The 22853-nt window shown below is 62.4% G+C and carries 19 protein-coding genes; 16 read left to right on the top strand and 3 right to left on the bottom strand.

Going from position 1 to position 22853, the window contains the following annotated elements; all coding sequences use genetic code 11:
• Positions 1–28: 28 nt before the first annotated feature.
• Together J5X93_RS09040 and J5X93_RS09035 are read right to left on the bottom strand one after the other, a co-directional pair.
• Positions 29–1471 carry a SulP family inorganic anion transporter gene (locus J5X93_RS09040; RefSeq protein WP_182941342.1) on the bottom strand — a complete coding sequence of 481 codons (1443 nt, stop codon included), beginning with the start codon at positions 1469–1471 and terminating at the stop codon, positions 29–31.
• 100 nt (positions 1472–1571) lie between these two features.
• Positions 1572–3299 (bottom strand): S8/S53 family peptidase, encoded by a 1728-nt coding sequence (locus tag J5X93_RS09035; RefSeq protein WP_090345554.1) that lies wholly within the window; start codon positions 3297–3299, stop codon positions 1572–1574.
• A gap of 150 nt (positions 3300–3449) precedes the next feature.
• On the opposite strand from J5X93_RS09035, the gene J5X93_RS09030 reads away from it, so the two are divergent.
• The 16 genes from J5X93_RS09030 to nuoN all read left to right on the top strand — a co-directional run bounded on the left by J5X93_RS09030 (position 3450) and on the right by nuoN (position 22230).
• Positions 3450–4214 carry a secretin N-terminal domain-containing protein gene (locus J5X93_RS09030; protein WP_180962721.1) on the top strand — a complete coding sequence of 255 codons (765 nt, stop codon included), beginning with the start codon at positions 3450–3452 and terminating at the stop codon, positions 4212–4214.
• Positions 4215–4702: 488 nt separating this feature from the next.
• Positions 4703–6028, top strand: a complete 1326-nt coding sequence (aceA, locus tag J5X93_RS09025) for an isocitrate lyase (RefSeq protein WP_043209162.1) — start codon at positions 4703–4705, stop codon at positions 6026–6028.
• Between the two features lie 188 nt (positions 6029–6216).
• Positions 6217–6879, top strand: coding sequence for a lysoplasmalogenase (locus J5X93_RS09020; protein WP_177343685.1), 663 nt, complete (start codon positions 6217–6219; stop codon positions 6877–6879).
• Positions 6880–7258: 379 nt separating this feature from the next.
• On the top strand, positions 7259–7672 hold the full coding sequence (locus J5X93_RS09015; RefSeq protein WP_043209159.1) for an NADH-quinone oxidoreductase subunit A: 414 nt from the start codon (positions 7259–7261) through the stop codon (positions 7670–7672).
• 9 nt (positions 7673–7681) lie between these two features.
• A complete protein-coding gene (locus tag J5X93_RS09010) occupies positions 7682–8359 on the top strand; it encodes a NuoB/complex I 20 kDa subunit family protein (protein ID WP_043209157.1) in 678 nt (225 codons plus the stop codon).
• A 79-nt stretch (positions 8360–8438) separates the two neighbouring features.
• Positions 8439–10220, top strand: a complete 1782-nt coding sequence (gene nuoC / locus J5X93_RS09005) for an NADH-quinone oxidoreductase subunit C/D (RefSeq protein WP_043209154.1) — start codon at positions 8439–8441, stop codon at positions 10218–10220.
• 2 nt (positions 10221–10222) lie between these two features.
• Positions 10223–10720: an NADH-quinone oxidoreductase subunit NuoE gene (gene nuoE / locus J5X93_RS09000; protein WP_043209152.1), complete on the top strand. Its 498-nt coding sequence runs from the start codon at positions 10223–10225 to the stop codon at positions 10718–10720.
• Positions 10717–12096 carry an NADH-quinone oxidoreductase subunit NuoF gene (gene nuoF, locus J5X93_RS08995; RefSeq protein ID WP_043209150.1) on the top strand — a complete coding sequence of 460 codons (1380 nt, stop codon included), beginning with the start codon at positions 10717–10719 and terminating at the stop codon, positions 12094–12096. The genes nuoE and nuoF overlap by 4 nt, the downstream gene beginning before the upstream one ends.
• A 132-nt stretch (positions 12097–12228) precedes the next feature.
• Positions 12229–14943 (top strand): NADH-quinone oxidoreductase subunit NuoG, encoded by a 2715-nt coding sequence (gene nuoG, locus J5X93_RS08990; RefSeq protein WP_043209148.1) that lies wholly within the window; start codon positions 12229–12231, stop codon positions 14941–14943.
• The gene (gene nuoH, locus J5X93_RS08985; protein WP_043209145.1) at positions 14940–15947 is read left to right on the top strand and encodes an NADH-quinone oxidoreductase subunit NuoH; all 1008 of its coding nucleotides are present in this window, start codon (positions 14940–14942) and stop codon (positions 15945–15947) included. The genes nuoG and nuoH overlap by 4 nt, the downstream gene beginning before the upstream one ends.
• Before the next feature lie 11 nt (positions 15948–15958).
• Positions 15959–16507, top strand: a complete 549-nt coding sequence (gene nuoI, locus J5X93_RS08980) for an NADH-quinone oxidoreductase subunit NuoI (RefSeq protein ID WP_043209143.1) — start codon at positions 15959–15961, stop codon at positions 16505–16507.
• 10 nt (positions 16508–16517) lie between these two features.
• Positions 16518–17018: an NADH-quinone oxidoreductase subunit J gene (gene nuoJ / locus J5X93_RS08975; RefSeq protein ID WP_043209139.1), complete on the top strand. Its 501-nt coding sequence runs from the start codon at positions 16518–16520 to the stop codon at positions 17016–17018.
• 3 nt (positions 17019–17021) lie between these two features.
• Positions 17022–17330, top strand: coding sequence for an NADH-quinone oxidoreductase subunit NuoK (gene nuoK / locus J5X93_RS08970; protein ID WP_023631349.1), 309 nt, complete (start codon positions 17022–17024; stop codon positions 17328–17330).
• Entirely contained in the window at positions 17327–19180 is a 1854-nt protein-coding gene (gene nuoL, locus J5X93_RS08965; RefSeq protein WP_070091880.1) for an NADH-quinone oxidoreductase subunit L, read from the top strand. The genes nuoK and nuoL overlap by 4 nt, the downstream gene beginning before the upstream one ends.
• A 40-nt stretch (positions 19181–19220) precedes the next feature.
• A complete protein-coding gene (gene nuoM, locus J5X93_RS08960) occupies positions 19221–20753 on the top strand; it encodes an NADH-quinone oxidoreductase subunit M (protein WP_043209137.1) in 1533 nt (510 codons plus the stop codon).
• A gap of 7 nt (positions 20754–20760) precedes the next feature.
• Positions 20761–22230, top strand: a complete 1470-nt coding sequence (nuoN, locus tag J5X93_RS08955) for an NADH-quinone oxidoreductase subunit NuoN (protein WP_043209136.1) — start codon at positions 20761–20763, stop codon at positions 22228–22230.
• Positions 22231–22304: 74 nt separating this feature from the next.
• On the opposite strand, the gene J5X93_RS08950 is transcribed toward nuoN, so the two are convergent.
• Positions 22305–22595, bottom strand: coding sequence for an Ogr/Delta-like zinc finger protein (locus J5X93_RS08950; protein WP_043209133.1), 291 nt, complete (start codon positions 22593–22595; stop codon positions 22305–22307).
• Between the last annotated feature and the right edge of the window lie 258 nt (positions 22596–22853).

Raw genomic sequence — 22853 nt, 5'->3', positions numbered from 1 at the left:
AAGGGGCCGATGCGGGCAAAAGCCCTGCTCAATGCTGCTCCCCTGCCCGCTTGAGCAGCTTCTTGCAGCGCTCCGACAGGTGCATCACGCGCAGGTGCTTGCCAGCCTTGGCATAGCGTTCGCGCAGGGTCTTCAACGCCGCGATCGCCGAGTAGTCGACAAAGCTCAGGTGCTTACAGTCCAGGGTAACGCTGGCTGGATCCTGCGCCGGGTCGAACTGATCGAGAAACGGCGTGGTCGAGGCGAAGAACAGCGTGCCGTGCACTTGATAGACCTTGCCGCCCGCCTCGTCCAGATGGCTGTCGGCATAGAGTTCGCGGGCGTGCTGCCAGGCAAAGTTGATCGCGGCGATGACGATGCCGAACAGCACGGCAGTCGCAAGGTCAGTCAATACCGTCACCACCGTCACTGCGATGATTGCCAGCACGTCGCTGACCGGCACCTTGCGCAACACTCGAAGCGATGCCCAGGCGAAGGTCTGCTGGGCGACCACGAACATCACGCCAACCAACGCCGCCAGCGGGATACGCTCGATCAGCGGCGAGAGGAACAACACGAACAGCAGGATCATCCCGCCCGCCACCACGCCCGACAGCCGGCCGCGGCCATTGGAGCTGAGGTTGATCACGGTCTGGCCGATCATCGCGCAGCCACCCATGCCGCCACATAGCCCCGAGACCATGTTGGCCGCCCCGAGCGCCACGCATTCGCGATCGGGGTAGCCACGGCTTTCAGTGATCTCATCGGTGAGGTTCAAGGTCAACAGGGTTTCCAGCAGGCCGACCATTGCCATCAACACGGCGTAGGGCGCGATGATCTTCAACGTCTCAAGGTTCCACGGCACCTCTGGCAGGGCCAGTCGTGGCAGACCGCCAGCGATGTGCGCCATGTCGCCCAACGTGCGGGTCGGCAAACCAAGCAGATAGACCAGCAGACCGACGCCAAGAATCGCGACCAGCGCCGGAGGCACGGCGCGGGTCAGGCGCGGCAGCACGTAGACCACCAGCATGGTCAGCGCCACCAGGCCGACCATCAGGTACAGCGGTGAGCCGCTGAGCCAGTGCTCGCCGTCCTTGAAGTGCTCCAACTGGGCCAGGGCAATGACGATCGCCAGGCCATTGACGAACCCGAGCATCACCGGATACGGCACCAGGCGCACCAGTTTGCCCAGGCGCAGTACGCCAAACAGGATCATCACACCCCCACCGAGTAGCACCGTAGCCAATAGATACTGGGCACCGTGCTGCACCACCAGGGCGACGATCACCACCGCCATGGAGCCTGCGGCACCGGAGATCATCCCGGGGCGCCCACCGAACAGCGCGGTCAGGGTACAGATGATGAAAGCACCGTACAGGCCCATGAGGGGGTTGAGGTGTGCCACCAGGGCGAAGGCAATACATTCAGGCACCAGGGCGAAAGACGTGGTCAGGCCAGCGAGCACGTCGGCGCGAAGTCGGGCGGGTTTCATGGGGTTCCTGTGTCGTGTCCGGATGCAGAAGCGACCGGGATGAAAAATCGAGGGGCGCGATGTTACGAGATTTGTCCGATAGCGACCACCGATCGGCAGCTCAGCGCACGCGCTCGCGACTCTGTACCGCCAGGTCCAGTGCCCGCAGCATGTCCAGACGCGCCGAACGCCCCAAATCCGGATGCTGCAACTGGCCATTGCGTTCGGAAGGCAGGATTGGCGCGGTCAGGTCTTCGGCGTCCATGGCTTCGAAATCCTGCTGCGGGCCCAAGGTCAGCGCACTGCGGCGCAGCAGCATGCGCACCTGGTCGGGGGTCAGCTGTGGGTTGATCGACAGCATGGCAGCCACTGTGGCAGTGACCAGCGGGGTCGCATAGGAGGTACCGCAATGGACCCGGCCTTGCGGCGCAGGACGGATGCAGGCAGCAGCACTGATATCCACACGCATGTCGACATTGGAGCTGCGCCGCTTGGTCACGTGGGTCGGGCTTTCGAGCGCAACGGCTTGGTCGCTGCGTTGGTGGCCGCCGACCACCAGCAACTGATCGGTGATGAATGACGACGGCAGGCGATACTCATCCCTTCCAGACCAGGAAGCACCGTTGCCTGCCGAATTGACCACCACCACATCCGGATGTGCCTTGCGCAACCACAGGAAGAATTCCTCTAGCAGTTCTTCATAACCGCTCATGGCGAGCCCTGAGCGTACCAGCGAGTCCACCTCATCGCCCCGTACGTCCCTGGCCCCGACGCGGTGGATACCCCAGCTCCAGTTCAGCACCCTCACGCCATCCTCGACCAGATTCACCGAGGCGGCGATGTTGGCAGTGATTCCAGCATCGGCATTGCGCTCGACGATCACTTCGAAGCCCGGGGCGGCCTTGCCCAGCCCCGTGAGAAAGCCGCCTGGCGCGCCCTCGCCGCCTCGTCCGGCGAGAATCCCGGTGACCTGCGTGCCATGGCTTTGCGCCTGATCGCCATCCCGGGCGTACACACAGGTTTCGCCCGCACCGCAAGCGCCGCGGTAGGCCATGAATGCCGGAGCATCGAAGTCCACCGCCCGCTCGATCACGCCGATCCGCAATGGCTTTACGGGCACCTTTGAGGCCGGGATACGGCGCTGGTAGTAATACAAGGCATCCATGAAGCGATTGGCAGCCCATTCCTGGGCCTGATCGATGGGCGGCTTGGCGACTTGCACAGCGCCTTCCTCGCCGCGTTCGGGCGCGGACTCCTCGACGATCACTGCATCCACACTGGTTTCGCTGCCGATACGCAGGATCATCGCGTCCCGCTGCACCAGGTCATGGACTGGCAAGCGCAACTGATAGACGTTGAGCGGTGCAATCGCGCCGACGACCTGGGCGCCATATTTGTCGGCGATGCGCTGCGCTTGGCGCAGACCGTCGTGATGTTCCTCGATCAATACACTGACCAAGTTCAGGTAGGTGGTCAGGCCATCCATGTTCTTCGCCACTTCGTCGGGCCCTGCGGCCAGCACATGGCTGCGCTGGCGCGTGAGCCAAACCGGATTGCTCCTCTGGCCGCGGGCTTCGAGCCACAACGGGGCGCTGCGCTGGCGGGGCGGATCGAGGGTCAATGTGAGCGTGTCGCCCTGACGCACCACATGCGTTTCGGACAACGGCTGGTCACCGAGCCACACCGCAGGCTTGCCTTGCTCCAGCCCCTGGACCCGCAGACACCATCGCTGCGGGCCTTCGCCCAGCAAATCGCCACAACGTTGCAGTTGCTGGATGCGCAAGGGTTGCTGTGCGGCCACGGCCGCGCTCAAGGGCAGACAAATCAACAAGACGAGCAAACGCAGCATCAGGGCAGTCCTTTGGGCTTCTTGTGCTGCGACTGCCAGGCCCTGTCAAAGGTTCAGGCAGCCTGCTGCGGGGCCTTCGCAAGCCCGCAAGCAACATGAGCTGCCCAGCCTGTGATCCAGACCCAGCAGAGGCGCGACAAATTTGCCATCATGATCATTCCACCTGCGGAGATCATGGACATGCCGCTACGCCCCTTCATCACGTCTTTTCTGTTGGCCATCAGCCTCACCGCCCAGGCGGCCACCGAGGTGCTGCCACTGCAACATCGCACCAGCGCCGAAATGCTGCCTACCGCTCAGTCATTCCTGGGCAAGGACGGCACGGTCAGCACCTTCGAGAACAAGCTGATCGTCAATGCCAGCCCCGAGCGCATCGATGACCTGCGCGCACTGTTGCAACAGCTCGACACTGCGCCCAAGCGCCTGTTGATCAGCGTCGACAACGACGACAGCAACTTCCAGGACAACCGTGGCAACGCCCGCATCATCCATTACGGCACGAGCAACCGTGAGGGCGGGATGCAGCAGATCCAGGCCAGCGAAGGCCAGCCGGCGTTGATCCAGATCGGTCAGAGCATTCCCATCACCAGTACCAGCACCGACGGCTACGGACGCATTCAAAGCGACACTGAATACCGCAATGTCACCCAGGGTTTCTATGTCACGCCGAGCCTGAGCGGCGATACGGTTCGTCTGCAAATAAGCACCAATAATGACCGAATGAGCCTTGAACGTCAGGATGTAGTAAAAGTTCAAAGCACCGACACGACCGTCACCGGCAAGCTCGGCGAGTGGATCACCCTGGCCGGGTTCAATCAGCAGAGCCAAGCCGAACGTAGCGCCTCAAGCTACACCTACAGCACCCAACGGGGTGAAAACATGACATTACGCGTCAAAGTCGACCTTCTTGACTGATCCCAGGCAATTCAAGGCCTCGACCAAAGGCCTTGAAACTGACCGAAGAGTCTCATTAGACCAAAGATGTAGTAAGCGAAAAAAACCACTACAAAACATTTGACAGGTACTTTTTTCCAAGGGCATGATGGCCTCGCTCCCGCTAATCAGAGGCCCTGGCAAGGGCCTTCGAGACGCGCTCCTCCTTACCCCTGGGGGCGTCTCGTGTCTATACGGCCCACAAGGCGGTTCGACGGGATAGTGACTGCAACGAAGAAGTTGTCCCGAGGGACGGAAGCGCATCACCGCAGTACCTGGCAGTCCTGTCGCACCGCAGCAAGGCATCCACGAGCCGACCTGCCGCCACACCTCGCCCGGCCCTGCACCTCTTCCCCTTCGAGCCTCCCTCGTACGCACTCACCTTCCGCCGGACAGGACAGCCGCCAGGCTTCTGAACCGCAGAGCACAAGCACTTACTTCAAAGACTGATGCGACGAGGTTTTATTTCCATGGCACTGACACGCGAACAGCAAATTGCAGCCCTTGAGAAAGACTGGGCCGAGAACCCGCGCTGGAAAGGCGTGACCCGTACCTATACCGCCGCCGATGTCGTCCGCCTGCGTGGTTCCCTGCAGCCGGAGCACACCTTCGCTCGCCAGGGTGCAGAGAAACTGTGGAAGCTGGTCACCGAAGGTGCCCATCCGTCCTTCCGCCCTGAAAAAGATTTCGTCAACTGCATGGGCGCCCTGACCGGCGGCCAGGCAGTCCAGCAGGTCAAGGCCGGCATCCAGGCCATCTACCTGTCTGGCTGGCAGGTGGCCGCCGACAACAACTCGGCCGAGTCCATGTACCCTGACCAGTCGCTGTACCCGGTCGATTCGGTTCCGACCGTGGTCAAGCGCATCAACAACGCCTTCCGCCGCGCCGACCAGATCCAGTGGAAAGCAGGCAAGAACCCAGGTGACGAAGGCTACATCGACTACTTCGCACCGATCGTGGCAGACGCCGAAGCCGGTTTCGGCGGCGTGCTGAACGCCTACGAACTGATGAAGAACATGATCGAGGCAGGCGCAGCCGGGGTTCACTTCGAAGACCAGCTGGCCTCGGTGAAAAAATGCGGCCACATGGGTGGCAAGGTACTGGTCCCAACCCAGGAAGCCGTGCAAAAACTCGTTGCTGCCCGCCTGGCTGCGGACGTCGCTGGCGTACCGACCATCATCCTGGCCCGTACCGACGCCAACGCCGCTGACCTGCTGACTAGCGATTGCGACCCGTACGACCAGCCGTTCGTGATCGGCGAGCGCACGCGTGAGGGCTTCTATAAAGTCCGCGCCGGCCTCGACCAAGCCATCGCCCGCGGCCTGGCCTATGCCCCGTATGCCGACCTGATCTGGTGTGAAACCGCCAAGCCGGACCTGGAAGAAGCTCGCCGCTTCGCCGAGGCGATCAAGAAGGAGTACCCGGACCAGATCCTGTCGTACAACTGCTCGCCATCCTTCAACTGGAAGAAGAACCTGGACGACGCCACCATCGCCAAGTTCCAGCGCGAACTGTCGGCCATGGGCTACAAGCACCAGTTCATCACCCTGGCAGGCATCCACAACATGTGGCACGGCATGTTCAACTTGGCGCACGACTACGCCCGCAACGACATGACCGCCTACGTCAAGCTGCAGGAGCAGGAGTTCGCTGACGCCAGCAAAGGCTATACCTTCGTGGCGCACCAGCAGGAAGTCGGCACCGGCTACTTCGACGACATGACCACCGTGATTCAAGGTGGCGCTTCGTCGGTAACCGCCCTGACCGGCTCGACCGAGGAAGAGCAGTTCCACTGAGTGTGACGCCCTTCGAACGAGGCCCGACCCTGCAAAGGTGTCGGGCCTTTTTCTTTATCGAGTGGCAACAACGTTGTTCCTACACGTATTTCTGATTACCACGTAGGAACCCGCTTAGCCCTCAGCGTTCGCAGCACAGCCGGCAACATGGGTCTATGCTTGTGGCTACCCAGCAGCAAGGACCGCCCATGCCCCGTCCAAGCCATCTGATCGCCATCGCCCTCACGGCCGCCGCCTTCTATATATATGCATTGGCCAGCGACAATACCCTGCTCGCATTGCTGGCCAAGCCATTGCCAGTGCTGGCATTGATTGCCTGGCTATGCAGCGCTCCTGCGACGCCCTACACGCGCTGGATCAGTATCGGACTCGGTTTTTCGGTACTGGGCGATATCATTTTGGCCGTTCCACGCGATTGGTTCGTTTTCGGCCTTGCTGCCTTCTTCTGCGCACACCTGGCCTACCTGCATGCCTATTGCCGCATCACTCGGCGCCCCGCCCTGGCCACACTGGCGGTATGTGTACTGCTCACCTGCGCGCTGTTCGCACTGCTGGCCAGCCACGGCCTGGGGTCCTTGCTGATACCCGTGGCGCTTTATGCCTTGGCGATTGGTGCAATGCTCTGGCGCGCCCTCGCCTGCGGTGGGCTGGCTGCAATCGGAGCCGGCCTGTTCGTGTTCTCCGACAGCCTGATCGGCATCGACCGCTTCGTCATGCCATTCGCCGGCGCCCAATTCTTGATCATTCTCGCCTACTGGCTGGGCCAATGGGCAATCGCCGCGTCGGCTTATCGTGGCTCAATCGATAAACTGTTGATTCAGAGCGGTGCAAGACGCGAGCCCAGCTGCTAGAACGAGAGGCTTTCTTATTTGCAAGATACACGCTGGAAAAATGAACTTTGCAAGCGTCAGGCCAGGTTTAAAACAACACATCAGGACAAATGATATTAATTATCATTACTGGCGCAAAAAGTCGTTACGTGATGCAAGAAACATAATTAACAAAAGCGCGTGCAATGCCCGAAACTCAAGGGTTTCAGCCATTTAGGAGATTTTTTTGTTCTTAATCCTACGAATAAATTTGCCACAGAAATTTTACTTGCATCGGGTTTACCCATAAAATCAGCCCGATTGATTCAGCTGCGACATTTGGTCACTGCAACCGCGACACGCGTCGCCGCTCTACTTATTTCAGACTGCAGAGCTGGGTCTCTGTATAAGGATTTCTAGCATGTCCGATTCGGTAGGACTCATCGCCCACAACTGGGGCTTTGCCATCTTCCTCCTGGGTGTCGTCGGCCTGTGTGCCTTCATGCTCGGCCTCTCCAGCCTGCTCGGTAGCAAGGCTTGGGGTCGCGCCAAGAACGAACCCTTCGAATCCGGCATGCTGCCCGTCGGCAGCGCCCGTCTGCGCCTGTCCGCCAAATTCTATCTGGTCGCGATGCTGTTCGTGATCTTCGATATCGAAGCCCTCTTCCTGTATGCATGGTCTGTGTCCGTCCGCGAAAGCGGCTGGACCGGATTCGTCGAAGCACTCGTTTTCATTGCAATTCTGTTGGCTGGTCTTGTCTACCTATGGCGCGTCGGGGCGCTCGATTGGGCTCCCGAAGGTCGCCGCAAGCGGCAAGCGAAGCTGAAACAATGAGGCTTTGGCATGCAATACAATCTCACCAGAATCGATCCGGATGCGCCCAACGAGCAGTACCCGGTCGGTGAACGGGAAACCGTCACCGATCAACTGCTAGAGGACCAGGTCCACAAGAACATCTTCATGGGCAAGCTCGAAGATGTGCTGCGTGGCGCGGTCAACTGGGGTCGCAAAAACTCCCTCTGGCCGTACAACTTCGGCCTGTCCTGCTGCTACGTGGAAATGACCACGGCCTTCACGGCACCCCATGACATCGCCCGCTTCGGCGCCGAAGTCATCCGGGCCTCGCCCCGTCAGGCCGACTTCATGGTCGTCGCCGGCACCTGCTTCATCAAGATGGCGCCGATCATTCAGCGCCTCTACGAGCAGATGCTCGAACCCAAGTGGGTGATCTCCATGGGCTCGTGCGCCAACTCCGGCGGCATGTACGACATTTACTCGGTCGTTCAGGGGGTCGACAAGTTCCTCCCCGTGGATGTCTACGTGCCTGGCTGCCCGCCTCGCCCCGAAGCCTTCCTGCAGGGCCTGATGCTGCTGCAGGAGTCGATCGGCCAGGAGCGACGCCCGCTTTCCTGGGTTGTCGGTGATCAAGGCATTTACCGTGCCGAGATGCCCGCCCAGAAAGACCTGCGTCGTGAACAGCGCATCCAGGTCACCAACCTGCGCAGCCCCGACGAAGTCTGATCCAGCGACATGCCGCCCGCTCCGGAAGGAGCCGGCGGCCTGGCTTCATTCTCTACGTTGACTCAAAGCGACCGAGACCATGACAGCGGACACCGCTATTTATATTCCGCCTTACAAGGCTGACGACCAAGATGTGGTCGTCGAACTGCACAACCGTTTTGGCGCAGACGCATTCGTCGCCCAGGAAACCCGCACCGGCATGCCGGTCCTGTGGGTAAACCGCGCCCAGCTCAAAGACGTCCTCTCCTTCCTGCGCAACGTTGCCAAGCCGTACAGCATGCTGTTCGACCTGCACGGCGTGGACGAGCGCCTGCGCACCCAGCGCCGCGGCCTGCCGGCTGCCGATTTCAGCGTGTTCTACCACCTGCTGTCGGTCGAACGTAACAGCGACGTGATGATCAAGGTGGCCTTGAGCGAAGGCGACCTGAACCTGCCGTCGGTCACCGGCATCTGGCCAAACGCCAACTGGTACGAGCGCGAAGTCTGGGACATGTTCGGCATCGACTTCGCCGGCCATCCGCACCTGTCGCGCATCCTCATGCCACCGACCTGGGAAGGCCACCCGCTGCGCAAGGACTTCCCGGCGCGCGCCACCGAATTCGATCCGTACAGCCTGAACCTGGCCAAGCAGCAGCTTGAAGAGGAATCGGCGCGCTTCAACCCCGAAGCCTGGGGCATGAAGCGTCACGGCGCCAACGAGGACTACATGTTCCTCAACCTGGGTCCCAACCACCCTTCGGCTCACGGTGCCTTCCGTATCGTCCTGCAACTGGACGGCGAAGAGATCGTCGACTGCGTTCCGGACATCGGCTACCACCACCGTGGTGCAGAGAAGATGGCCGAGCGCCAGTCCTGGCACAGTTTCATCCCCTACACCGACCGCATCGACTACCTCGGTGGGGTGATGAACAACCTGCCGTACGTCCTGGCTGTCGAGAAGCTGGCCGGCATCAAGGTGCCGCAGAAGGTCGACACCATTCGCGTCATGTTGGCCGAGTTCTTCAGGATCACCAGCCACCTGCTGTTCCTGGGTACCTACATCCAAGACGTGGGCGCCATGACCCCGGTGTTCTTCACCTTTACCGACCGCCAGCGGGCCTACACCGTGATCGAGGCGATCACTGGTTTCCGTCTGCACCCGGCCTGGTACCGCATCGGTGGCGTCGCCCACGACCTGCCACGCGGCTGGGACAAGCTGGTCAAGGACTTCGTCGAATGGCTGCCCAAGCGCCTGGACGAGTACGAAAAGGCTGCGCTCAAGAACAGCATCCTCAAGGGTCGTACCATCGGCGTCGCCGCGTACAACACCCAGGAAGCGCTGTCGTGGGGTACCACCGGTGCCGGCCTGCGTGCCACCGGCTGCGACTTCGACCTGCGTAAAGCCCGCCCCTACTCCGGCTACGAGAACTTCGAGTTCGAAGTACCGCTGGCCCACAACGGCGATGCCTACGATCGCTGCATGGTCCGCGTCGAGGAGATGCGCCAGAGTATCCGCATCATCGACCAGTGCCTGCGCAACATGCCGGAAGGCCCGTACAAGGCGGATCACCCGCTGACCACGCCGCCACCCAAAGAGCGCACCCTGCAGCACATCGAGACCCTGATCACCCACTTCCTGCAAGTCTCGTGGGGCCCGGTCATGCCGGCCAACGAGTCGTTCCAGATGATCGAGGCGACCAAGGGCATCAACAGTTACTACCTGACGAGCGATGGCGGCACCATGAGCTACCGCACCCGGATCCGTACCCCGAGCTACCCGCACCTGCAGCAGATCCCATCGGTGATCAAAGGCAGCATGGTCGCGGACCTCATCGCGTACCTGGGCAGTATCGACTTCGTTATGGCTGACGTGGACCGCTAAGCATGAACAACACGCTTATCCAAACCGACCGTTTCGTCCTGAGCGAAACCGAGCGCTCGGCCATCGAGCATGAGATGCACCACTACGAGGATCCGCGCGCGGCGTCCATCGAAGCCCTGAAGATCGTTCAGAAAGAACGTGGCTGGGTGCCGGACGGCGCCATCTACGCCATCGGCGAAGTCCTGGGCATCCCAGCCAGCGACGTCGAAGGCGTGGCCACGTTCTACAGCCAGATCTTCCGCCAGCCGGTCGGTCGCCACATCATTCGCGTCTGCGACAGCATGGTCTGCTACATCGGTGGCCACGAGTCGGTGGTCAGCCAGATCCAGAGCGAGCTGGGCATCGGCCTGGGCCAGACCACTGCCGATGGCCGCTTCACCCTGCTGCCGGTCTGCTGCCTGGGCAACTGCGACAAGGCCCCGGCACTGATGATCGACGACGACACCTTTGGCGACGTGCAACCTGCCGGCGTCGCCAAACTGCTGGAGGGTTACGTATGACCATCACTTCCTTCGGCCCGGCCAACCGCATCGCGCGCTCGGCTGAAACCCATCCGCTGACCTGGCGCCTGCGTGACGACGGCGAGCCGATCTGGCTCGAAGAGTACCAGGCCAAGAACGGCTACGCCGCCGCCCGCAAGGCGCTGGCGCAAATGTCTGCGGATGATATCGTCCAAAGCGTCAAGGACTCCGGCCTCAAGGGCCGTGGTGGCGCAGGCTTCCCCACTGGCGTGAAGTGGGGCCTGATGCCCAAGGACGAGTCCATGAACATCCGCTACCTGCTGTGCAACGCGGACGAAATGGAGCCCAACACCTGGAAAGACCGCATGCTGATGGAGCAACAGCCCCATCTGCTGGTCGAGGGCATGCTGATCAGTGCCCGCGCCTTGAAGGCCTACCGCGGCTACATCTTCCTGCGTGGCGAATACACCACCGCGGCCAAGAACCTCAACCGCGCCATCGAGGAAGCCAAGGCCGCAGGCCTTCTGGGCAAGAACATCCTCGGCAGCGGTTTCGACTTCGAACTGTTCGTGCACACCGGTGCCGGCCGCTACATCTGCGGTGAAGAAACCGCACTGATCAACTCCCTGGAAGGCCGCCGCGCCAACCCACGCTCCAAGCCGCCCTTCCCTGCCGCCGTCGGTGTGTGGGGCAAGCCGACCTGCGTGAACAACGTCGAGACCCTGTGCAACGTTCCGGCCATCGTCGCCAACGGCAACGACTGGTACAAGTCGCTGGCCCGCGAAGGCAGCGAAGACCACGGCACCAAGCTGATGGGCTTCTCCGGCAAGGTGAAGAACCCTGGCCTGTGGGAACTGCCGTTTGGCGTCACCGCCCGCGAGCTGTTCGAGGACTACGCCGGTGGCATGCGCGATGGCTACAAGCTCAAGTGCTGGCAGCCAGGCGGCGCCGGTACCGGTTTCTTGCTGCCCGAGCACCTCGACGCACAGATGTATGCCGGTGGCATCGCCAAGGTCGGCACCCGTATGGGTACGGGCCTGGCCATGGCGGTCGACGACAGCATCAATATGGTCTCGCTGCTGCGCAACATGGAAGAGTTCTTCGCCCGGGAATCGTGCGGCTGGTGCACCCCGTGCCGTGACGGTCTGCCATGGAGCGTGAAGATGTTGCGCGCCCTGGAGAAAGGCCAAGGCCGTGCCGAGGACATCGAGACGCTGCTAGGACTGGTCAACTTCCTCGGCCCAGGCCGGACCTTCTGTGCTCACGCACCGGGTGCCGTCGAGCCTCTGGGCAGTGCCATCAAGTATTTCCGGTCCGAGTTCGAGGCCGGTGTCGCCCCAGCCAGCGCTGGCGACGCCCTGCGCCCGAACCTGGCCAAGCCGATACCGACCGGGCCGGTCGTGGTCGGCGCATAACAAGATGAATCGCGGATGGTCCGTGCCATCCGCCAGCCTGCAGGCCGGCCCGAACGATTCGTGGCTGGCCGCAGGCTCACCGATTTCCATTAGCCACGCCTGCTCACGCGGGCCAACGAAGAACTTTGAACCATGGCCACTATCCACGTAGACGGCAAAGCGCTCGAAGTCAATGGTGCGGACAACCTGTTACAGGCCTGTCTGTCGCTCGGCCTCGACATCCCCTATTTCTGCTGGCACCCGGCGCTCGGTAGCGTCGGCGCCTGCCGGCAGTGCGCGGTCAAGCAGTACACCGACGAGAACGACACCCGCGGTCGTATCGTCATGTCCTGCATGACCCCTGCCTCCGACGGCACCTGGATCTCCATCGACGATGAAGAATCCAAGGCGTTCCGCGCCAGCGTCGTCGAATGGCTGATGACCAACCACCCGCACGACTGCCCAGTGTGCGAGGAAGGCGGTCACTGCCACCTGCAGGACATGACGGTAATGACCGGCCACAACGAGCGCCGCTACCGTTTCACCAAGCGTACCCACCAGAACCAGGACCTCGGCCCGTTCATCGCCCATGAGATGAACCGCTGCATCGCCTGCTACCGCTGCGTTCGCTACTACAAGGACTACGCAGGCGGTACCGACCTGGGTGTCTACGGCGCCCACGACAACGTGTACTTCGGTCGCGTCGAAGACGGCGTGCTGGAGAGCGAGTTCTCCGGCAACCTGACCGAGGTCTGCCCGACCGGCGTGTTCACCGACAAGACCCACTCCGAGCGCTACAACCGCAAGTGGGACATGCAGTTCGCCCCGAGCATCTGCCACGGCTGCTCCAGCGGCTGCAACATCAGCCCCGGTGAGCGCTATGGTGAACTGCGCCGTATCGAGAACCGCTTCAACGGCTCGGTCAACCAGTACTTCCTGTGCGACCGTGGCCGCTTCGGCTATGGCTACGTCAACCGCAGCGACCGTCCACGCCAACCGCACCTGGCCGACGGCACCAAGCTGGGCCTGGACGCTGCCCTGGACAAAGCCGCCGACCTGCTGCGCGGTCGCACCATCGTCGGTATCGGCTCGCCACGCGCCAGCCTGGAAAGCAACTATGGCCTGCGTGAGCTGGTCGGCGCCGACTATTTCTATTCGGGTATGGAAGCCGGCGAGCTGGCCCGCGTGCGCCTTGCTCTCGAGGTGCTCAACAATAGCCCGCTGCCCGTGCCGACCCTGCGCGACATCGAAGACCACGACGCTGTGTTCGTCCTCGGTGAAGACCTGACCCAGACCGCCGCCCGCGTCGCACTGGCCGTGCGCCAGGCCACCAAGGGCAAGGCCGAAGCCATGGCCGACGCCATGCGCGTACAACCGTGGCTGGACGCTGCGGTCAAGAACATCGGCCAGCACGCGCTGTATCCGCTGTTCATCGCCTCGCTGGCTGAAACCAAGCTCGACGACGTCGCCGAGGAGTGCGTGCACGCAGCGCCGGCGGACCTGGCTCGCCTGGGCTTCGCCGTGGCCCACGCCATCGATCCGAGCGCACCTGCCGTTGACGGCCTGGACGCCGAAGCCAAGGCTCTGGCCCAGCGCATCGCCGATGCCCTGGTCGCAGCCCAGCGTCCGCTGGTAGTCGCCGGCACTTCCTTGGCCGACCCCGCACTGATCGAAGCCGCCGCCAACATCGCCAAGGCCTTGAAGCTGCGTGAGAAGAACGGCTCGCTGAGCCTGGTGGTGCCAGAAGCCAACAGCCTCGGCATGGCCATGATGGGCGGTGAGTCCGTCGACGCCGCGCTGGATGCCGTCATCAGCGGCAAGGCCGACGCTATCGTAGTGCTGGAGAACGACCTGTACGCCCGCGTGCCGGCCGCCAAGGTTGACGCTGCCCTGGCCGCGGCCAAGGTGGTGATCGTCGCCGACCACTCCAAGACCCCGACCACCGACCGCGCCCATCTGGTGCTGCCGGCGGCCACCTTCGCCGAAGGCGACGGTACCCTGGTCAGCCAGGAAGGCCGTGCACAGCGCTTCTTCCAGGTGTTCGACCCGCAATACCTCGACAGCAGCATCCTGGTTCACGAAGGCTGGCGCTGGATGCACGCCCTGCGTGCGACCCTGCTGAACAAGCCGGTCGACTGGACCCAACTGGATCACGTCACCAGCGCCTGCGCCGAAGCCGCACCGCAACTGGCCGGCATCGTCAACGCAGCGCCTTCGGCCGCGTTCCGCATCAAGGGCTTGAAACTGGCCCGTGAACCGCTGCGCTATTCCGGTCGTACTGCCATGCGCGCCAACATCAGCGTGCACGAACCGCGTACCCCGCAAGACAAGGACACCGCCTTCGCCTTCTCCATGGAAGGCTACTCGGGCTCGGCCGAACCGCGCCAGCAGGTGCCATTCGCCTGGTCGCCGGGCTGGAACTCCCCACAGGCCTGGAACAAGTTCCAGGACGAGGTCGGCGGCCACCTGCGCGCTGGCGATCCAGGCGTGCGCCTGATCGAGCCGCAAGGCGATCGCCTGCACTGGTTCACCACCATCCCGGCGGCCTTCAACCCGGCCCGCGGCACCTGGACTGCCGTGCCGTTCTACCACCTGTTCGGCAGCGAAGAGTCTTCTTCCCGCGCCGCCCCGGTGCAAGAACGCATCCCGGCCGCCTACGTGGCACTGGCCAAGTCCGAGGCCGACCGCCTAGGCGTCAACGAGGGTGCCCTGCTGAGCCTGAACGTGGCGGGCGTCTCCCTGCGCCTGCCGCTGCGTGTCAATGAAGAGCTGGGCGCTGGCCTGGTCGCGCTGCCGAAAGGCCTGGCCGGCATTCCGCCTGCCATCTTCGGAGCATCCGTCGAAGGTCTGCAGGAGGCAGCACAATGAGCTGGTTCACCCCCGAAGTGATCGATGTGATCCTCACCGTCGTCCGGGCCATCGTGGTCCTGCTGGCGGTGGTGGTCTGCGGCGCGCTGCTCAGCTTCGTCGAGCGTCGCCTGCTGGGTTGGTGGCAGGACCGCTACGGTCCGAACCGTGTCGGCCCGTTCGGCATGTTCCAGATCGCTGCCGACATGCTGAAGATGTTCTTCAAGGAAGACTGGAACCCGCCTTTCGTCGATCGCATGATCTTCACCCTGGCGCCGGTCGTGGCCATGAGCGCCCTGCTGATCGCCTTCGTGGTCATCCCGATCACCCCGGTCTGGGGCGTGGCTGACCTGAACATCGGTCTGCTGTTCTTCTTCGCCATGGCCGGTCTGTCGGTGTATGCGGTGCTGTTCGCCGGCTGGTCGTCGAACAACAAGTACGCCCTGCTCGGCAGCCTGCGTGCTTCGGCCCAGACCGTGTCGTACGAAGTGTTCCTGGGCCTGGCACTGATGGGCGTGGTGGTTCAGGTCGGTTCGTTCAACATGCGCGACATCGTCGACTACCAGGCACAGAACCTGTGGTTCATCATTCCGCAGTTCTTCGGCTTCTGCACCTTCTTCATCGCTGGCGTCGCCGTGACTCACCGTCACCCGTTCGACCAGCCAGAAGCGGAACAGGAACTGGCTGACGGCTACCACATTGAATATGCCGGCATGAAGTGGGGCATGTTCTTCGTCGGTGAGTACATCGGCATCATCCTGATCTCGGCGCTGCTGGTGACCCTGTTCTTCGGCGGCTGGCACGGCCCATTCGGCCTGCTGCCACAGGTTCCGTTCCTGTGGTTCGCCCTGAAGACCGCGTTCTTCATCATGCTGTTCATCCTGCTGCGCGCGTCGATTCCGCGCCCACGCTATGACCAGGTGATGGACTTCAGCTGGAAGTTCTGCCTGCCGCTGACCTTGATCAATTTGCTGGTGACCGCTGCGATCGTGCTCTACAACACGCCAGCCGTCGCGGCCCAGTGAGGATTTGACCCATGTTCAAATATATCGGCGACATTGTTAAAGGCACCGGCACCCAGCTGCGCAGCCTGGTGATGGTGTTCTCCCACGGGTTCCGCAAGCGCGATACCCTGCAATACCCCGAAGAGCCCGTGTACCTGCCGCCGCGCTACCGCGGCCGCATCGTCCTGACCCGCGACCCCGACGGCGAGGAGCGCTGCGTGGCGTGCAACCTCTGCGCGGTGGCCTGCCCGGTTGGCTGCATCTCGCTGCAGAAGGCCGAGACCGAGGACGGCCGCTGGTATCCGGAGTTCTTCCGCATCAACTTCTCGCGCTGCATCTTCTGCGGCCTGTGCGAGGAAGCGTGCCCGACCACCGCGATCCAGCTGACTCCGGATTTCGAAATGGCCGAGTTCAAGCGTCAGGACCTGGTGTACGAGAAGGAAGACCTCCTGATCTCCGGCCCCGGCAAGAACCCTGACTACAACTTCTACCGTGTTGCGGGTATGGCGATCGCTGGCAAGCCTAAGGGCGCTGCACAGAACGAAGCCGAGCCGATCAACGTGAAGAGCTTGCTCCCATAAGGACAGAAAGATGGAATTCGCTTTCTACTTCGCATCCGGGATCGCCGTGGTTTCCACCCTTCGGGTGGTGACCGGCACCAACCCCGTGCACGCCCTGCTCTACCTGATCATTTCCCTGATCTCCGTGGCGATGATCTTCTTCTCCCTGGGTGCGCCGTTTGCCGGCGCCCTGGAAGTAATCGCCTATGCTGGCGCCATCATGGTGCTGTTCGTCTTCGTGGTGATGATGCTCAACCTCGGGCCGGCTTCGGTCGCGCAGGAGCGTGGCTGGCTCAAGCCGGGTATCTGGGCAGGGCCCGTGTTCCTGGCCGCCCTGCTGCTGCTTGAGCTGCTGTACGTGCTGTTCGCCGAGCCAAGCGGCGCGGCCATCAGCGGTACTACCGTGGACGCCAAGGCCGTGGGCATCAGCCTGTTCGGTCCTTACCTGCTGGTGGTCGAACTGGCTTCGATGCTGCTGCTGGCCGCGGCCGTCACCGCCTTCCACCTGGGCCGCAACGAGGCGAAGGAGTAAATCATGGGTGCTATCCCTCTCGAGCATGGGCTGGCGGTCGCCGGCATCCTGTTCTGCTTAGGTCTGGTTGGCCTGATGGTCCGCCGCAACATCCTCTTCGTGCTCATGAGTCTGGAAGTCATGATGAACGCCGCTGCCCTGGCGTTCATCGTCGCCGGCGCCCGTTGGGTTCAACCCGACGGTCAGGTGATGTTCATTCTGGTGATCAGCCTGGCAGCCGCCGAGGCCAGCATTGGCCTGGCGATCCTGCTGCAGCTGTATCGCCGCTTCCACACTCTCGACATCGATGCTGCCAGTGAGATGCGCGGATGAACCTTATCTTCCTGACTTTCGTCTTCCCCCTGATCGGCTTCCTGCTGCTGTCGTTCTCGCGCGGGCGGTTCTCGGAGAACCTGTCCGCGCTGATCGGCGTCGGTTCCGTCGGCCTGTCGGCCGCCGTGGCCGCCTATGTGATCTGGCAATTCAATGTCGCGCCGCCTGAAGGCGGTGCGTACAGCCAGCTGCTGTGGCAGTGGATGTCGGTGGACGGCTTTGCGCCGAACTTCACCCTGTACGTGGATGGTCTGTCGATCACCATGCTCGGCGTGGTCACCGGCGTGGGCTTCCTGATCCACCTGTTCGCGTCCTGGTACATGCGTGGCGAAGCCGGTTACTCGCGCTTCTTCTCGTACACCAACCTGTTCATCGCCAGCATGTTGTTCCTGGTGCTGGGCGACAACCTGCTGTTCATTTACTTCGGCTGGGAAGGTGTGGGCCTGTGCTCCTACCTGTTGATCGGTTTCTACTACAGTAATCGCAACAACGGTAACGCTGCACTGAAGGCCTTCATCGTCACCCGTATCGGCGACGTGTTCATGGCCATCGGCCTGTTCATCCTGTTCGCCCAGCTGGGCACTCTGAACGTCCAGGAACTGCTGGTGCTGGCACCGCAGAAGTTCCAGGCAGGCGATACCTGGATGGTGCTGGCGACCCTGATGCTGCTCGGCGGCGCCGTCGGTAAATCGGCCCAACTGCCACTGCAGACCTGGCTCGCCGATGCGATGGCCGGTCCGACTCCGGTCTCCGCGCTGATCCACGCCGCAACCATGGTGACCGCGGGCGTCTACCTGATCGCCCGTACCCACGGCCTGTTCCTTCTGGCGCCGGACATCCTGCACCTGGTGGGTATCGTCGGTGGCGTGACCCTGGTCCTGGCCGGCTTCGCCGCGCTGGTCCAGACCGACATCAAGCGTATCCTCGCCTACTCGACCATGAGCCAGATCGGCTACATGTTCCTGGCCTTGGGCGTCGGTGCCTGGGAAGGCGCGATCTTCCACCTGATGACCCACGCCTTCTTCAAGGCCCTGCTGTTCCTTGCCTCCGGTGCGGTCATCGTTGCCTGCCACCATGAGCAGAACATCTTCAAGATGGGTGGCCTGTGGAAGAAGCTGCCGCTGGCCTACGCCAGCTTCGTGGTCGGTGGTGCCGCCCTGGCCGCCCTGCCGATCCTGACCGCGGGCTTCTACTCCAAGGACGAGATCCTCTGGGAAGCCTTCGCCAGCGGCCATACCGGCCTGTTGTACGCTGGCCTGGTCGGTGCGTTCATGACCTCGCTGTACACCTTCCGCCTGATCTTCATCGCCTTCCACGGCGAAGCGAAGACCGAAGCCCACGCCGGCCACGGTATCTCCCACTGGCTGCCACTGGGTGTGCTGATCGTGCTGTCGACCTTCGTCGGCGCCTGGATCCACCCGCCTCTGGCGGGTGTACTGCCACAGAGCGTCGGTCATGCAGGTGGCGAAGCCCAGCACTCGCTTGAAATCGTCTCTGGCGCCATCGCCATCGCCGGTATCCTGCTGGCTGCGGTGCTGTTCCTGGGCAAACGCACCCTGGTCAGCGCGATCGCCAACAGCGGCATCGGTCGCGTCCTGTCGGCTTGGTGGTTCGCCGCCTGGGGCTTCGACTGGATCTACGACAAGCTGTTCGTCAAACCTTATCTGCTGATCAGCCACATCCTGCGCAAGGATCCGGTTGACCGCAGCATCGGCCTGATTCCTCGGATGGCTCGCGGCGGTCACGTCGCCATGAGCAAGACCGAAACCGGCCAGCTGCGCTGGTACACCGCCTCGATCGCCGTGGGTGCCGTTCTGGTACTCGGCGCCGTGGTAGTGGCCGCGGTATGACTATGAACCTTGCGACTTTGCGAAAGGAAACGAACCCGTCATGATTCTGCCTTGGCTGATCCTGATCCCCTTCATCGGCGGCCTCCTGTGCTGGCTGGGTGAGCGCTTCGGCGCCACCCTGCCCCGCTGGATCGCGCTGCTGACCATGTCCCTGCTGCTTGGCATCGGCCTGTGGCTGTGGGCTAACGGCGACTACACCCTGGCCCCTGCCCCGGGCGCGGAACCGGCCTGGACCCTCGAATACAAAGTCGAGTGGATCAAGCGCTTCGGCATCAGCATTCACCTGGCCCTCGATGGCCTGTCGCTGCTGATGATCCTGCTCACCGGCCTGCTGGGTGTGCTTTCGGTCCTGTGCTCCTGGAAAGAGATCCAGCGCCACGTCGGCTTCTTCCACCTCAACCTGATGTGGATCCTGGGCGGTGTGGTCGGTGTGTTCCTGGCCCTGGACCTGTTCCTGTTCTTCTTCTTCTGGGAAATGATGCTGGTGCCGATGTACTTCCTCATCGCGCTCTGGGGTCACAGCTCCGCCGACGGCAAGAAGACCCGGATCTACGCTGCCACCAAGTTCTTCATCTTCACCCAGGCCAGCGGCCTGATCATGCTGGTGGCGATCCTTGGCCTGGTACTGGTGAACTACAACAGCACCGGCGTCATCACCTTCAACTACAGCGACCTGCTCAAGGCCGAACTGCCAGCCGGTACCGAGTACCTGCTGATGCTGGGCTTCTTCATCGCCTTCGCCGTGAAGCTGCCGGTGGTGCCGTTCCACTCCTGGCTGCCTGACGCTCACGCCCAGGCACCGACCGCAGGCTCCGTGGACCTGGCCGGTATCTTGCTGAAGACTGCGGCCTACGGCCTGCTGCGCTTCGCCCTGCCGCTGTTCCCGAACGCTTCGGCCGAGTTCGCGCCAATCGCCATGACCCTGGGCCTGATCGGTATCTTCTACGGGGCCTTCCTGGCCTTCGCGCAAACCGACATCAAGCGCCTGGTGGCCTTCTCCAGCGTCTCGCACATGGGCTTCGTGCTGATCGGCATCTATTCCGGCAGCCAGCAAGCACTGCAGGGCGCGGTGATCCAGATGCTGGCCCACGGTCTGTCGGCCGCGGCGCTGTTCATCCTGGCCGGCCAGCTGTACGAGCGCATGCATACCCGTGACATGCGCGAAATGGGCGGCCTGTGGCACCGCATCGCCTATCTTCCTGCCATCAGCCTGTTCTTCGCCGCCGCCTCCCTGGGCCTGCCAGGTACCGGCAACTTCGTCGGTGAGTTCCTGATCCTGATCGGCAGCTTCGTCCATGTACCCTGGATCACCGTGATCGCCACCACTGGCCTGGTCTTTGGCTCGGTCTACTCGCTGATCATGATCCACCGCGCCTACTTCGGTCCGGCCAAGTCCGACACCGTACTGGCCGGCATGGACGGTCGCGAACTGGTCATGGTCCTGGGCCTAGCCGGCCTGCTGATCCTGCTCGGCGTGTACCCGCAGCCGTTCCTGGACACCTCTGCCGCCACCATGAGCGGTGTGCAGCAGTGGATCGGTTCCGCTTTCACTCAACTCGCTTCGGCCCGGTAAGAGCGCTATGGAATTCACCACTCAACACTTCATCGCATTGGCGCCGATGCTCATCACCACCGTCACGACGGTGGTGGTGATGCTGGCGATCGCCTGGAAGCGCAATCACTCGCAGACCTTCCTACTGTCCACCGTGGGCCTGAACCTGGCCCTGCTGTCGATCCTGCCGGCGCTGAAGGTCGCGCCGCTGGCGGTCACCTCGCTTGTGACCATCGACAAGTTCGCCTGCCTGTACATGGCGATCATCCTGGTGGCAACCCTGGCCTGCGTCACCCTCGCCCATGCCTACTTGGGCGAAGGGTCCAAGGGCTACCCGGGCAACCGTGAAGAACTGTACTTGCTGCTGCTGATGTCCGCCCTGGGCGGCCTGGTGCTGGTCAGCGCCAACCACCTGGCTGGCCTGTTCATTGGCCTGGAACTGCTGTCGGTACCGGTCTATGGCCTGGTGGCGTATGCATTCTTCAACAAGCGTTCGCTGGAAGCCGGCATCAAATACATGGTGCTTTCTGCGGCAGGCTCTGCCTTCCTGCTGTTCGGCATGGCCCTGCTGTACGCCGATGCCGGCAGCCTGACCTTCGACCAGATCGGCAAGGCACTGGCTGCCACCAGCATGCCGAGCCTGCTGGCCCAACTGGGCCTGGGCATGATGCTGGTGGGCCTGGCCTTCAAGCTGTCGCTGGTACCGTTCCACCTGTGGACCCCGGACGTGTACGAAGGTGCTCCGGCGCCGGTCGCCGCGTTCCTGGCCACTGCCAGCAAGGTCGCGGTCTTCGCCGTGGTCGTTCGCCTGTTCATGCTCTCCCCTGCCGCCAGCAGCGGTGTGCTGAGCACCGTACTGGCCGTGATCGCCGTCGCCTCGATCCTGATCGGCAACCTGCTGGCGTTGACCCAGAGCAACCTCAAGCGTCTGCTCGGTTACTCGTCCATCGCCCACTTCGGCTACCTGGTCATCGCTCTGGTCGCCAGCAAGGGCCTGGCCCTGGAGGCCATGGGTGTTTACCTTGTGACCTACGTCATTACCAGCCTGGGCGCCTTCGGCGTGATCACCTTGATGTCTTCGCCCTATGCCGGTCGTGATGCCGATGCCCTGTACGAGTATCGCGGCCTGTTCTGGCGCCGTCCGTACCTGACCGCGGTGCTGACCGTCATGATGCTGTCGTTGGCAGGTATCCCGCTGACCGCAGGCTTCATCGGCAAGTTCTACATCATCGCCACTGGCGTCGAGTCGCACCTGTGGTGGCTGGTCGGTGCCCTGGTCATCGGTAGCGCCATCGGCGTGTACTACTACCTGCGCGTCATGGTCACCCTGTACTTGGTAGAGCCAAACCTGCGTCGCCACGACGCTCCGCTGAAGTGGGAACAGCGCACTGGCGGCGTCATGCTGCTGGCCATCGCTATCCTCGCCTTCGTCCTGGGCGTGTACCCACAGCCTCTGTTGGAGCTGGTCCAACAAGCCGGCCTGCAATTGATCGGCTGATCAATCTGCAAAAACAAAACACCCCGCACATGCGGGGTGTTTTGTTTTCTGCTCCATGTAGGCGAAGGCGGGTGTCATGCTGTGCTTGGTGTATTTTTGCCATTGCGCGCCGGCTTGCGTGTACAGCCCGGGTTGTGGGCGGCGCGCCGCAACTCACCATAGGCGCTCGGCAGGTGGACATCTGGATTTGGCATACCGCTGGGGGAGAGTTCATGGGTCATCTCGAACTGGGCACGCACCGACCAGCCGCAGGCCTCGTTGACGCATTGCAGGTAGGCGATACGGAGGAAGATATGACGCCCTTCACTGGTGCGAATCCGCATTTTGCCGGTGCAATGAGGGCATACCAATTTGTAGCTGCTCACAGGCACCTCCTTTTAGGTACCCTCGCCGCGTGTAAGACACCGTGACGATCACAGTCAGTGTCCGCCCCCACCGATTTAAGACTTCTCGATAAATTCATGTTACTTACCATCCGACGCTGAGTGGAGCTTCACCCATCCATCCAGATGGGTTCGGCTCATGGGCTTACAGAAACATTTACTCGTATTGAGTACTTTCTCCGTCCTGCGATAGCCGAACCAAGCGTCCTGCCTGACTATCTTTTGCCTGAGATTTGTCCA

Source organism: Pseudomonas sp. BYT-1 (assembly GCF_023611805.1).
Lineage (GTDB): Bacteria > Pseudomonadota > Gammaproteobacteria > Pseudomonadales > Pseudomonadaceae > Aquipseudomonas > Aquipseudomonas guariconensis.
The sequence above is the reverse complement of the archived record's forward strand: the minus strand, read 5'-3'. Positions and strand labels throughout refer to the sequence as shown.

Bases quoted from the DNA above. Each gene is read 5' to 3' on its own strand.
- J5X93_RS09040 (WP_182941342.1), bottom strand. From the start codon at position 1,471: ATGAAACCCGCCCGACTTCGCGCCGACGTGCTCGCTGGCCTGACCACG.
- J5X93_RS09035 (WP_090345554.1), bottom strand. From the start codon at position 3,299: ATGCTGCGTTTGCTCGTCTTGTTGATTTGTCTGCCCTTGAGCGCGGCC.
- J5X93_RS09030 (WP_180962721.1), top strand. From the start codon at position 3,450: ATGATCATTCCACCTGCGGAGATCATGGACATGCCGCTACGCCCCTTC.
- aceA (WP_043209162.1), top strand. From the start codon at position 4,703: ATGGCACTGACACGCGAACAGCAAATTGCAGCCCTTGAGAAAGACTGG.
- J5X93_RS09020 (WP_177343685.1), top strand. From the start codon at position 6,217: ATGCCCCGTCCAAGCCATCTGATCGCCATCGCCCTCACGGCCGCCGCC.
- J5X93_RS09015 (WP_043209159.1), top strand. From the start codon at position 7,259: ATGTCCGATTCGGTAGGACTCATCGCCCACAACTGGGGCTTTGCCATC.
- J5X93_RS09010 (WP_043209157.1), top strand. From the start codon at position 7,682: ATGCAATACAATCTCACCAGAATCGATCCGGATGCGCCCAACGAGCAG.
- nuoC (WP_043209154.1), top strand. From the start codon at position 8,439: ATGACAGCGGACACCGCTATTTATATTCCGCCTTACAAGGCTGACGAC.
- nuoE (WP_043209152.1), top strand. From the start codon at position 10,223: ATGAACAACACGCTTATCCAAACCGACCGTTTCGTCCTGAGCGAAACC.
- nuoF (WP_043209150.1), top strand. From the start codon at position 10,717: ATGACCATCACTTCCTTCGGCCCGGCCAACCGCATCGCGCGCTCGGCT.
- nuoG (WP_043209148.1), top strand. From the start codon at position 12,229: ATGGCCACTATCCACGTAGACGGCAAAGCGCTCGAAGTCAATGGTGCG.
- nuoH (WP_043209145.1), top strand. From the start codon at position 14,940: ATGAGCTGGTTCACCCCCGAAGTGATCGATGTGATCCTCACCGTCGTC.
- nuoI (WP_043209143.1), top strand. From the start codon at position 15,959: ATGTTCAAATATATCGGCGACATTGTTAAAGGCACCGGCACCCAGCTG.
- nuoJ (WP_043209139.1), top strand. From the start codon at position 16,518: ATGGAATTCGCTTTCTACTTCGCATCCGGGATCGCCGTGGTTTCCACC.
- nuoK (WP_023631349.1), top strand. From the start codon at position 17,022: ATGGGTGCTATCCCTCTCGAGCATGGGCTGGCGGTCGCCGGCATCCTG.
- nuoL (WP_070091880.1), top strand. From the start codon at position 17,327: ATGAACCTTATCTTCCTGACTTTCGTCTTCCCCCTGATCGGCTTCCTG.
- nuoM (WP_043209137.1), top strand. From the start codon at position 19,221: ATGATTCTGCCTTGGCTGATCCTGATCCCCTTCATCGGCGGCCTCCTG.
- nuoN (WP_043209136.1), top strand. From the start codon at position 20,761: ATGGAATTCACCACTCAACACTTCATCGCATTGGCGCCGATGCTCATC.